Origin of the sequence: Burkholderia sp. AU45251 (genome assembly GCF_030482905.1) — a bacterium.
Taxonomy (GTDB): Bacteria; Pseudomonadota; Gammaproteobacteria; order Burkholderiales; family Burkholderiaceae; genus Burkholderia; species Burkholderia aenigmatica.
Map to the genome: position 1 here is coordinate 543764 of NZ_JAUJQH010000002.1, position 12133 is coordinate 555896.

Genomic DNA, 12133 nt, shown 5'->3' on the forward strand with positions numbered 1-12133 from the left:
CGGACAAAACAAATTTTTTTAGGCCTATGATGTTTTCTTATAACCAGACACAAGCGCCGGCACCATGAAACTGAGACAACTGGAAGCGCTGCAGGCGGTCGCCGAGCTGGGCAGCCTGCAGGAAGCCGCGCGCCGGCTGTTCGTCACGCAGCCGGCGGTCAGCCGTTCGATCCGGGAGCTGGAGGGCGAGCTGGGCATTCCGCTGCTCGTGCGTTCCGCGCGCGGCGCGACCCTGACGCCGTATGCGGTCGGCGTGCTCAAGCGTGCGCGTGCGATTCACCGCGAGGTTCACCGGATCATCGAGGACGTCGAGGCGATCCGCGGCGCGTTGAACGGGCAGTTGACGCTCGCGATGACACCGCCAGCGTCGAGCCGGGCGCTCGCGGAGACGCTGACCGACTTCGCCGCGAATCGCCCGGACGCGAAACTGCACGTACTCGAGTGGCGCGCGGAACAGATCGTCGAAGGGTTGCGCGACGGCACCGTCGACGTCGGGCTGTTCACGCAATACAGCGATCCGCAGACGACGTCGTTCGAATGGCAGCGGCTTTACGAGCTCGATACGTTGCTGACGATTTCGGGTTCCTACGGCGGGCCGACGTCGTTGACGATCGAGCAGTTGCACGATCTGCCGTGGCTCGTGCTCGACTCGACGGACGACCCGTCGAGCTTCGTCGTCACCTTGTTCAACGCATACGGGATGCCGTTGCCGAAGCGGATGATCCGCTGCTCGTCGATGAATCTCTACGGCGAGCTGTCGCTGCGCATGCCGGCCGTGTCGATCTGGACGACACCCGCGTTGCCGCTGCTTGAGCCGCGCTTTCGCGAAGGCAAGCTGAAGCAGTTGAAACTGCGCGGCGGCACGCCGCGCCTTGGCATGTACCTCGCATATCCCAGCGAGGATCTATTGACCGCGACGGCACGCGATTTCGTGATGCGACTGCGAACCAAGCTGGGGCGTCAGGACATCCGCGGCCGGCAGCCGGCCGGGATCTGGCTGCCGGAGACCGGCTGACCGGGGAGCGGGAAACCGGATCGACCGCTCAGGCAATCACGCCTTTCCCATCACGGCGAGGTAGTCGTAACGATCGCCACGGTAGAACGATCGCGTCAGTTCGAGCGGCCGCCCCTCGACCGAAAACGACCGGCGCTCGATATGCAGCACCGGATCGCCGCGGCGAATGCCGAGCAACTCGGCATCCAGCCCGGATGCCAGCTCCGCACGCAGCCGCTGGAGCGCCTTGACCGGGCAAATGCCGGCGGCATTCAACGCCCCGTAAAGTGAATCGCCGAATTCCAGGTTGCCGCCGAGCAGATCGGCGGCCAGCACCGCGCGCTCGACGGCCATCGGCACGTCATCCGCCGTTCTGACGCGCTCCAGATGCATGACGACCGAATCCGGCGCGAGCCCCAGCGCGAGCGATTCCTCCGGTGTCGGGCGGCGCAATTCGCGCTTGACCCAGTGCGATCCCGGACGGAAGCCGCGACGGAGCATGTCGTCCGAGAAACTGGTGATCTCGGTCAACGGTTGCTCGACGCGCGCGGAGACGAACGTCCCCGCGCCCTGCCGCGCCTCGACGAGCCCCTGGCGGATCAGCTCCTCGATCGCGCGTCGCACGGTGTCGCGCGACACCTGCAACTGGGCGGCCAGTTCCCGCTCCGGCGGAAAGCTCTCCCCGGTCTTCATCGTGCCGTCGACGATCAGCGCGCGCAGCATCCGCGCGAGTCGCGACGCGATCGGCATTCTCGCGCCGCTCGACGACGGCGCATGCAACTCGGCGACCTGCAACGCGCCGAACAGGTGCGCGTCGGGTTGCGAGTCGGGCGAAAGAAGGTCATCCAGGCGGCGTTCCGTCATCGATACACTAGAAATGGTCAGGATTGAACAGGCGACACGGTGCGATGCACGGCATCAGGACGGCTTGCGCGACTGCAGCGCGTGATGAATCGATCCGCCATGCTCGACGGACAACGCCTCGGCTTCGCTGCAGCTCAAACCGGCCAACAGCATCAGTATCGCGATCCGCGGGCGGTTGCCCGCTTCCGCCAGCGTGCGCGCCGCGACGTCCGGCGCGACACCCGCCGCTTGCGCGACGATCGATTGCGCCCGCAACTGCAGCTTGTGATTGTGCACCTGCAGGTCGACCATCAGATTGCCATAGGTCTTGCCGAGCGCGACCATCGACAGCGTCGACAGCATGTTACAGACCATCTTCTGGACGGTCCCGGCCTTCAGGCGCGTGGACCCGGCCAGGATCTCCGGGCCGCAGTCCACTTCGATCGCGATATCGGCCACCGCGCCGACCTCGCTCCCGCCATTGCAGGCCACCGAGACCGTACGGCAGCCGATCTGCCGCGCATGGCGAAGCGCGCCGATCACATAGGGCGTGCGGCCGCTCGCGCTCAGCCCGACCACGACGTCCTCGCGCCGCAGCGCGATGCCCTCCAGGTCCGCCTGCCCTCTTTCCGCGGAATCCTCGATGCCCTCGGACACCCCGACGAAGCCGCCCGCGACGATGCCCACGACTTCCTGCGGCGACATGCCGAAGGTCGGCTGGCATTCCAGCGCATCGAGATAGCCGATCCGCCCACTGTTGCCGGCACCGATATAGACCAGCCGGCCGCCCGCGCGGAGTGCCTGCGCGACCGCCCGCACCCCCGCCGCGATGGACGGCAACGCGCGCGCCACGCACGGCGCGATGAACGCATCCTCGCGATTCATCAACGCCACGCCTTCTTCGATGCTGAGCTGATCGAGGTTGGCGCTGAAGACGTTGGGCTGCTCGGTGATCAAACGGTCCAGCGGCATGGGGGCACTCCACAGGTTGGGTGAGAAGTGGGTTCGATCATAATTGGTATGGCATTGGTTGTAAATCACCGATTCATCGGATGTCGCATCAAGGAAGCCGCCAACTTCGCCGCCACCCGCAACAGATCACCCGCAAGCCATTGATAATAAGCACATTCCAATGAAATAACGCGTCATGACGCAACTCTGCCCCTGTTATCTCCGGAACTGAAAAGCTATCCATCCGATCCCTGGACAGCTTCTAAAAAACTACCTATTGCCAACCATTATATGAATTGGTACGTTCCAATCCATCGACAGTTCAACGTATCCGCCTCGGGACCGGGGCGGTTCGGTATTTCACAGGAGCAAGCATGGCGGCGGACACGGCAGAGCGGTTCGGGACACTGGCCCGCGCGATTCTCGTTGCGATCGGCGGCGCGCGGAACGTGCGCAATCACACGCATTGCATGACGCGACTGCGCGTCAATCTCGTCGATCCCGCGCTCGCCGATCCGGCCGCGCTGCGGCAACTGCCCGGCGTGCTGGGCGTGGTGACCGGCGATCCGCTGCAGGTGGTGATCGGCCCCGGCGCGGTCAAGCAGGTATGGAGCGCATTCGCGCAGGCATCGAGCGAACCCGATGCAAGCGACGCACGCGCACCGGACGATGCGCCGGCCGCGACGCCGCCCGCGCCCGCCAAGCGCGGCAACCGCGCGGTGCGCAGCTTCCTGCGCCGCATCGCCGCGATCTTCACGCCGCTGATTCCCGCGCTGGTCGGCGCGGGGCTGATCAATGCGCTCGGCGGCCTGCTGCTGCTCTGGGCCCGGCATTCGCCGCCCGACAGCGCGAGCGACCTGACCTTTCTCTCGACCGTCGCGTCGACGATCGGCACGGCGTTCTTCGCGTTCCTGGTCATCCAGGTCGGCATGAATGCGGCGCGCGAATTCGACGGCACGCCGAGCCTCGGCGGCGCCGCCGCCAGCGTGATGATCGTCCCGGCGCTGACCAAGCTTCCCGCGTTCACGTTGCCGCTGCTCGGCGAGATCGTGCTGCGGCCCGGCCAGGGCGGGCTGATGGGCGCGCTACTGGCCGGCGTGCTGGTCGCACTGGTCGAGCGCAAGCTGCGCACACGCGTGCCGCCGGCGATCGAGACGCTGGTGACGCCGACGGTGTCGCTGCTCGTCGCGGGCGTCGCGACGCTGTTCGTGCTGATGCCGGTGGCCGACGTGCTGACGAACGGCGTCAGCAAGCTCACCACGCTCCTGCTGAATGTCGGCGGCATGCCGGCCGCGTTCGTCCTCGCCGCGTCGTTCGTGGGCCTCCTGATGTTCGGGCTGCATCAGGCGCTGATCCCGATTCATGCGCAGCTCATCGCGCAATACGGCTTCACCGCGCTGTTCCCGATCCTCGCGATGTCCGGCTGCGGGCAGGCCGGTGCGGCCTTCGCGCTCTATTTCCGCGTGAACGATGCGGGCCTGAAGCAGCGGATCCGCGACACGCTGCCGACCTGCATGCTGGGCGTCTCCGAACCGCTGCTGTACAGCGTCACGCTGCCGCTCGGGCGCCCGCTCGTCACGTCGTCGATCGGCGGCGGCATCGGCGCGCTCGTGCTCGGGTACTTCGCGAGCCACGGCGATTTCGTGGGCGCGACCACGATCGGCCCCGCCAACCTGATGCTGATCCCGCTCGTCACGGGGCCGATGGGGCTGGGCAGCAGCATCGCGGTCTACTGCCTCGCGACGGCGACGGCCTATGCATCGGCCTTCGTGCTCACGTGGTGCTTCGGGCTGACGCAGGATCAGCGCCGGCAGTTCGTTCGCCCCGCTTCGCACCGCGCGGAACCGCGCGCCGACGGGCCGCTGCCGGTGCAACAGCCGCGCTGAGCGCACCCGGCGGAAAGGCGGTCGTGCCGGGGGCAGCCGTCTCTTTATCGCTCTGTTCAATATGGATAGCTAAATAAATGAAAAGCGGAATCGCCTTCGCGGTCGCGTGCCTCGTGACGACCCTCGCGCATGCGCAATCGAACGTCCTGCTGTGGGGACGCCTCGGCGGCGACGTCCAGTACACGAGCGGCGTGCAGACACCGCACGGGCCCGCGTCCCGCTGGTCGCAAGGCAGCGACTGGGGCGTCAACATCATCGGCCTGAAGGGTACGGAAGACCTGGGAAACGGCAATCACGCGCTGTTCTGGCTCGAGTCGGCGTTCACGCCGACCGGCTCGCTGGTCGCCGGGCTGATCTTCCAGCGCGCGGCCTGGGTCGGGCTGAAGAACGACACCTACGGCACGATCCGGTTCGGCCAGGGGCCCATGCTCAACAACTACGTATGGGAATACGACCCGTTGCTCGAAGAAAACTTCGGCGCGCAATCGTTCGTCGCGTACCGGAACGGCTCCCGCCTCTCCAACGGCATCCGCTACCTGTCGCCCGATCTGCACGGCTTCTCGTTCGACGCGGAGCTGAACCTGGGCAACAGCCCGACGAACTTCAACGCGGGCGATCCGGGCAATGCGGGCAAGGCCGGGCGCGCGGACGGCTTCAGCGGCGCCTACACGCACGGCGATTTCCAGGTGCGGGTGGTCTGGGACGAGATCCGCAACGCGCAGGGCATCGAGAACAACCTGTTCAGCTATTCGCGCGAGCTGTTCGTCGGCGTGCGCGACCGGTTCGGCCCGTTTCGCGTGCAGGCCGCCTACACGCACTACTCCGCGCCCGATACGCCGGCGGGGCTGTCCGACCGCGCCGACCTCTGGTGGGCCGGCCTCACATACGACGTGAACCCCTTCCTCCACCTGCAGGGTGCGGCCTACACGATGAAGGTCGGCCCCGGCAAGTGGACCGCCGATCACGACGGCGAATCGCGCGTGACGATGGTCGGCGTCGGCTGCATGTACGACCTGTCGAAGCGGACCTTCCTGTACAGCATGGCCGCGCACGTGTTCAACAGTGCCAACGCCAATTTCGGCGTCAATCCGCAGAGCCCGGGGCTGGGGCCGATGAACGCCGGCTGGGGCACGAACCCCGCACCGGGTCATGGACAAACCGGCGTCTATGCCGGCATCGAGACGGTGTTCTAGCCGCGTGGCCGGCGCGCGCAGTCCATGCGCCGCCCGCCACGCCTTTCCACTTTGCCAACCAGGAGTCGAACCATGCCATCCGTATCCCTCCGCCCGCGTGCATCGCGCACCGCCATCGTCGGCACGGCCGCGCTGATCGCGCTTGCGTTCGTCCATCCCCGCGACGTCGATGCCGCGTCGTCGTTTACGGTGCTCGACAACACCGCATACGCCGATGTCTCACTCGGGCACGGCTCGATCAAGACCAACTTCATCCCGGCCCGCTACTGCCAGCCGCTCACGTACGACGCATCGACGGGCAAGGTGAAACTGCCGTCGCAAAGCGACTGGGAGGCGCTGGTCAATACGTACGATCCGACGCCGGCCGACTCGGCCGGCTATCTCGTGCTCGACTGCGAAAAGCTGTACCTGACCGGCAGCACGGCGACGATCGCCAACCGGTTCGCGATCCTCAAGCAACTTCAACAATGGACCCAGGCGATTCGCCCCAATCGCGTGCTCGGGTGGTACGGGCTCGCGAACGCGGCCAACATCAGCGCGGTGGATTCCGCCAGCGCCTATCGCGACATCGCGCAGTTGATGGATCTCAACAACGGCCGAACCGCGTACTTCCCGAGCGAATACGTGAAGGCCAACGGCACGTCGCCGTATACGGGCGCGGCATGGGCCGCACAGCTCAATGCAGACCTCGCCACGACCGGAACGATCGATCGCCAGAGCAGCACCGGCACGCACCCGGTCTTTCCGTACATCTGGCCGCAGTACTACGACCAGAACACGACGCTGATCCCGGCGTCGACGTGGCAGAGCATGTTGAACACGATCCGCAGCACCGCCGCGGCCGGCCTGATCATCTGGGGCGGCCAGAATCCCGCGGTCGAATACGATGCGAACAACGACGGGAACGGCCCGTGGGTGGCGGTCACGCAGGCGTTCCTGGACAGCCTCTGATCGACGGAGATCCCGGCCGGCCGTGCGCGGCGGGAGCCGGTTCGATCCCGTGTGCCGGGACGGCGCGGCCATCCGTCAAGCTTATGGCGGGACTTGCACCCGCAGGAGTGCGCCCATGCTGGGCGCACATAACAAAGCCGGCACAAGGCCGGCTTCGTCATCGAAGCGCAGGCATCGCCCGCCCCCGCTCACCGCATGCACGCCGCCGCCAGCTTCCCGACCGCGATCACCGCCTGCTCGATCTCCGGCGACCACGGGCTGCTGTAGTTCAGCCGGATGAAGTTCCGGTAGCTGTCCGTGATCGAGAACATGTAGCCGGGCCCGATCGTGATCCCCTGCTCCAGTGCGAGCTGGTACAGCCGCATCGCATCGACCTGCGCGGGCAGCTCGACCCACAGTACGTACCCGCCCGCCGGGCTCGAGATGCGCGTGCCCTCCGGAAAGAACCGCGACACCATCGCGCGCATCAGGTTCGCCTGCTGCGCATACGCCTTGCGCAGACGCCGCAGATGATGCTCGTAGCCGTCGCGTTCGAGAAACTCCGCGATCGCGAGCTGCGGCAGCGACGGCGTCGCGAGCGTGTTCAGGAATTTCAGCTTCTCGACCTGGTCGCGATAGCGGCCCGGCAGCGCCCAGCCGATCCGGTACGCGGCCGTCAGGCTCTTCGAAAACGACGAGCAATGCAGCACGATCCCGCTGCGATCGTAGGACTTCAGCGAACTCGGATGCGCGTCGCCGAAATACAGTTCGTTGTACACGCCGTTCTCGATCAGCGGCATCCCGGCCTTCGTGGCGAACTCGACCAGCTCGCGCTTGCGCTCGTCGGGCATCTGGAAGCCGAGCGGGTTCTGGAAGTTCGGCATCACCATGCATGCCGCGATCGGCTGCGACTTCGCGATCGCGGCCAGCGCCGCGATGTCGATCCCGTATTCCGGGTGCGTGGCCACCTCGATCGCCTTCATCCCCATCCGCTCGATCGCGTGCAGCATCGCGTAGAACGTCGGCGATTCCACCGCAATCGTGTCGCCGGGCTTCGCAACGGCCTGCAGGCACAGGTTGATCGCCTCCGTCGCGCCGACCGTCACGATGATCTCGTTCGGGTCGACCGACATCCCGTTTTCCAGGTAACGGCGCGCGATCTGCCGGATCAGCCTCGGATGGCCGGGCGGCAGCCCGTCCGTCACGCCCCACAGCGACTTGTCGCGGCCGGCCGCATACGCGTAGCGGTTCAGCTTCTCGAACGGGAACAGGCTCGGATCCGGATACGGCGAGCCGAGCGGCACCGCGTCGTCGGTGCCGATCGAGCGCAGCGTCGACAGCACGAGCCGGCTCACGTCAACCGACGACGAGATCGCGATCGGCTTCGACGGCCGCAGCTCGCGCACCGGCGCATGACTGTCGTCGCGGCGCAGGTTCACGAAATATCCCGACTGCGGCCGGCTTTCCAGCAGCCCGCGGCTTTCCAGCAGCAGATACGCATGCAGCACGGTCGTGATGCTGATCCGGTGCTGCTGGCTGGCCTGCCGCACCGACGGAATCCGGTCGCCGTGCCGGTACACGCCCTGGCGGATCAGGCGCTCGATGTCGTCCGCGAGTTTTTCATAGAGTTTCATCGCGCGCCTCCCGCCGGCTTGCGCAGCCGTGTCGCCCGACCGCATGCATCCGATACGCACGTGTTTCGCCCGCCGACCGGGCCGTCGTGATTCCTGATCTTTCCCTCCGGTTTTGCCTTTTCCATCGCACTGGCTCTCTCTTGAAGATGCGCCGACAGCGTTCCGGTACGACTGGATCTGCGGCACTGTGCACTTGATGATGGAATCTTAAGAGCAGAACAGTTTGCGACGAGTACACACATCGATCACGCGAACAAGAGTACAGTTCGGCGCGAATCGCGCACGACAGGAAAACTGTACGTCTTATGAATGGGCCGCGATGGCGGCGAATCGCGCGCAGCGGCGCCGGACGGAGCGCGTGGCTTTCAGGGAAGGCACGACCACGAACCGCGAATGCGCCCTGCGGCCGCGGGACGGTCGGTACACGTTGCCGGCAATTCGGAAGTGAAACGGTTCGATCTAACAGTTATTCTTTCGACACCGTCGCCAACGAGCCCAAACTCGTCGAGCGAACGGTTTTCTCTTGAATGCTTCCATCGAGATGCAATACTGTTCGATCTTACAGTTTTCATCCTGCCACGCCGGCAACGGTGGCGGGGCTCAACCATGCGATACACGATCGAACAGGCATCCGACATCGGCGGCGTGATCCGCGCCGCGCGGAAAGTGCAGCAACTACGCCAGGACGACGCGGCCGGCAGCGTCGGCGTCAGCGAGTCGTTCATGGTCAAGGCCGAGCGCGGCGCGGACACCATTCAGTGGGGCAAGGTGTTCCAGATCCTGCAGGGGCTCGGCGTGCAGGTCGTCGTCGACATCCCCGACGCCAGCGAAGAACTGCTCGAGCGCCAGTCGGCGCGCGCGAGCCGTCGGGCCGGCGTTCGTGCACGACGCGCGGCCGAGCGCCTGCTGCTGCGCGCGGACGCCGCGCGCACGGCCCCGGCCGCCGAAACCGCGCCGCCCGCTCGTGCGGCCGCGCGCGTGCTCGCGGCCGCGCGTCTCGTGCTGTCGCCTGTCGAAGCATCCGTTGCGGGTACGGACGATACCCGCCGCCCGCGGATCAGGACGACCGACGCCGGCCGCCAGGCCGCGGCCCGCGCAATCGAGATCGCGCGCCGCGTGCTGGCAGACGCCGGTGAAGCTGTGCCCGACCACGCGCGCCCCGCCGGCGAGGAGGCGTCGCATGACTGAGCGCACCCTCGTCGCCGCCATCGACGCGATGAAGACTGCCCACCCCGAACTCACAGCGACGCTCGGCGGCGAGATGCATCTGCTGCGCGCGATCCGCCCTATCGTCATCCACGAGAGGGTCGAGCGGCTGCGGCCGCGCTGACGCCACGACACCACCGACGCCGATCCGATGCCGCCACGCGAGGGCCACCCAACATCATGACCGAATCCGTCCACCCGCCTGTCGTCGCCCAGCTCGTCGAGCGGCTGACCGGCACCGCCGACCACCCGCGCTTCACCGGTGCGCCGCCCGACCTGTCGACGCTCGACGCGCATGCGCTCGGCGCGGTGTGGCCCGCGCTGCGCCGCACCGAGGAACGCGTCGCGCAGCACGACTACGCCTACGACGATCCGCGCGCCACATTCGCGCGCTGGCTGCGCGCGCAGATCGACGCGCTCGATCTCGCGCCGCTCGTCGATGCCGAGGCCGCGCTCGAACTGTTCCGCGACATTCCGGCCGGCGCGTGGCAGCGCGCGTTGCAGGAACTGTCGTGTCTCGACGCGCTGCCCGCGCCATCGCTGCAGGCCGAACTCGCGCGCATCCTCGACGAACCGCAGAACGACGGCCTGCAAAGACTCTCCGCGTACGGAAAATATGCCCTCCTCTCGTTCGCCGGCCGGCGCGACATCACGGCCTTGCGCGACGCGTATGCGCAGTTGAATGCCGATTCACCGGCGCGCGTGCGCGAGCTCGACGTGCTGCCCGAACTCGGGCCGGCCGCGCTGCTCGCGCTGGCCGCCACGAACGACGGTTATTTCGCGCCGAAGCGGCTGTGGTTCAATGCCGACGATCCGGCCGCCACGCTCGCGGAGGAGCCCGCTTACGTCGACTTCGCGCGCGACACGCTGACCGAAGCCGCGCGGCACGTCGCCGCGATTCACGCGGGCGACGTCCCCTATCAGGCCGATCGCGCGTTTACGACCGACGACGCGCAGGTCGTCGCGCGCGCGGCGCGCGTCGCGGCCTATCGCGACGCCCCGTGGCTCCCCCCGCTGATCGGGCCGCTGCTGACCGGCGTGTGCGTCGCGCCGACCGCCGCGAAAACCGCGCCGTCGCAATCGCTTGCAATCGCGCTCGGCCATGCGGTCGAGACGATCCCGACACCCGAGAGCCTGCGTGCGCTGCGCGATGCGCTGGCCACCGTACGTCACGCGGGCGTGCAGAAGAAGCTCGCGCGCAACCTGAAGCCCGCCGAACGCGCGCTCGGCGAGCGGCCGCACACGGCGCTGCGCATGACGCTCGACGCGAAACCCGACAAGAAGCAGCTCACGATGCTCGCCACCTGCATGGAAGCGGGTTTCTGGCAGTCGATGACGCTGGGCCATGCCGAATGGCGCGAGCGCCTCGTCGATGCGCCGGCCGGCGCCGCGTTCTCGACCCGCATGATCTGGCAGGCACGCGCGCGCGACGGCGCGACGGTCTCGTTCATGCCCGACGTCGCGAAAGGCAAGGTCGTGCTGCGCGACGCCGCCGGCGCGGCGTGCGAACTCGACGCCGACAGCGAGATCCGGCTCTGGCATCCGCTGCTGGCCGATGCGGACGAGCGGCTCGCGTGGCAGCGCGCGATCGTCGGCCGTGCGATCCGGCAACCCGTTCGGCAGGCGTTCCGCGAGTTCTACGTGCCAGCCGACGAAGACGCCGCGGCCAGTCATTCCGCGATGTTCGAAGGTCATGTCCTCGCAAGCCGCCCGCTGATCGGCGTCGCACGCCGCGAAGGCTGGTCGATCCGCGCGTACGACGACGGCCTCGCGCGCGAGTTCGGCGACGTGCGCGCGACCTTCAGCGTCGCCGCGCGGCTCTTTCCCGGCACGGACGGCCAGGGCACGTCGGGCAGGCTGCACGTCGAGCGCAGGCGCGAGCGGCGCTGGATCGCCGCGCCGATCGGCGAAATCGATCCCGTCGTGTTCTCGGAAGTGGCGCGCGCGGTCGACCTGCTTGTCAGCGTCGCCGCATTTGCGCTCGACGACGAAGCAACGCGCGCGGCCGACACGCTGGCGGACCCGGTGCGCCAGCGCGCCGCGCGGAACGAGCGCGAACAGCGCCTGCACGGGCTGTCCGGCTTGCCGCTCGGCACGATGGCGCGGCATCGCAAGCAGGTGCTCGCGCTCGTGTTCGCCGAACCGATCGCGCAAGGCCGGATGACGCTCGACGAACGCCACGTGCGGGTCGGCGCGTGGTCGGTACATTGCGCGACCGGGCGCGTGACGCGCGACGGCGCACCCGTCGAACCCGCGATCGAGCCGCCGCCGTCGCCGCTGCGCGCGGTGCCGTGGCTGCCTTATGACGAAGCGTTGCTGCAGCGGATCGTCGACGTCGTCGCGGGGCTGCTGGGCGCAACCGGAAAATGAATAGGGCCGTCGAGATTCATTTCCCGGCGCCTATCAATAAATCGAGTCGTTTCCGGCAGCCCTATTCGTTCGGTATATATCGGTCGAGTGGCTGTGATAACGTTTTGCTTTCGCTTTCTTTGCGCG

10 protein-coding genes are annotated in these 12133 nt (G+C 67.3%); 7 read left to right on the forward strand and 3 right to left on the reverse strand.

Annotation, left to right across the window (positions count from 1 at the left end; all coding sequences use genetic code 11):
• The first annotated feature begins 64 nt into the window (after positions 1-64).
• Positions 65-1015 carry a LysR family transcriptional regulator gene (locus QZM67_RS09235; protein ID WP_301802006.1) on the forward strand — a complete coding sequence of 317 codons (951 nt, stop codon included), beginning with the start codon at positions 65-67 and terminating at the stop codon, positions 1013-1015.
• Between the two features lie 36 nt (positions 1016-1051).
• On the opposite strand, the gene QZM67_RS09240 is transcribed toward QZM67_RS09235, so the two are convergent.
• Together QZM67_RS09240 and murQ are read right to left on the reverse strand one after the other, a co-directional pair.
• A complete protein-coding gene (locus tag QZM67_RS09240; protein ID WP_175021692.1) occupies positions 1052-1858 on the reverse strand; it encodes a GntR family transcriptional regulator in 807 nt (268 codons plus the stop codon).
• A 54-nt stretch (positions 1859-1912) separates the two neighbouring features.
• Positions 1913-2809: an N-acetylmuramic acid 6-phosphate etherase gene (murQ, locus tag QZM67_RS09245; protein WP_175021691.1), complete on the reverse strand. Its 897-nt coding sequence runs from the start codon at positions 2807-2809 to the stop codon at positions 1913-1915.
• Positions 2810-3162: 353 nt separating this feature from the next.
• On the opposite strand from murQ, the gene QZM67_RS09250 reads away from it, so the two are divergent.
• The 3 genes from QZM67_RS09250 (at position 3163) to QZM67_RS09260 (ending at position 6818) form a co-directional block, all read left to right on the forward strand.
• Positions 3163-4674, forward strand: coding sequence for a PTS transporter subunit EIIC (locus tag QZM67_RS09250; protein WP_301802012.1), 1512 nt, complete (start codon positions 3163-3165; stop codon positions 4672-4674).
• A gap of 77 nt (positions 4675-4751) precedes the next feature.
• Positions 4752-5867: a porin gene (locus QZM67_RS09255; protein ID WP_175021689.1), complete on the forward strand. Its 1116-nt coding sequence runs from the start codon at positions 4752-4754 to the stop codon at positions 5865-5867.
• 72 nt (positions 5868-5939) lie between these two features.
• A complete protein-coding gene (locus QZM67_RS09260) occupies positions 5940-6818 on the forward strand; it encodes a hypothetical protein (protein WP_175021688.1) in 879 nt (292 codons plus the stop codon).
• 188 nt (positions 6819-7006) lie between these two features.
• On the opposite strand, the gene QZM67_RS09265 is transcribed toward QZM67_RS09260, so the two are convergent.
• Positions 7007-8431 (reverse strand): PLP-dependent aminotransferase family protein, encoded by a 1425-nt coding sequence (locus QZM67_RS09265; protein ID WP_175021687.1) that lies wholly within the window; start codon positions 8429-8431, stop codon positions 7007-7009.
• A gap of 606 nt (positions 8432-9037) precedes the next feature.
• Between QZM67_RS09265 and QZM67_RS09270 the strand changes: the two genes are divergently transcribed.
• The 3 genes from QZM67_RS09270 to QZM67_RS09280 are packed head-to-tail and all read left to right on the forward strand — an operon-like array spanning position 9038 to position 12007.
• A complete protein-coding gene (locus QZM67_RS09270) occupies positions 9038-9619 on the forward strand; it encodes a transcriptional regulator (protein ID WP_301802019.1) in 582 nt (193 codons plus the stop codon).
• Positions 9612-9761, forward strand: coding sequence for a hypothetical protein (locus tag QZM67_RS09275; RefSeq protein WP_301802021.1), 150 nt, complete (start codon positions 9612-9614; stop codon positions 9759-9761). The genes QZM67_RS09270 and QZM67_RS09275 overlap by 8 nt, the downstream gene beginning before the upstream one ends.
• A 56-nt stretch (positions 9762-9817) precedes the next feature.
• Positions 9818-12007 (forward strand): DUF4132 domain-containing protein, encoded by a 2190-nt coding sequence (locus QZM67_RS09280; protein ID WP_301802024.1) that lies wholly within the window; start codon positions 9818-9820, stop codon positions 12005-12007.
• The last annotated feature ends 126 nt before the right edge of the window (positions 12008-12133 follow it).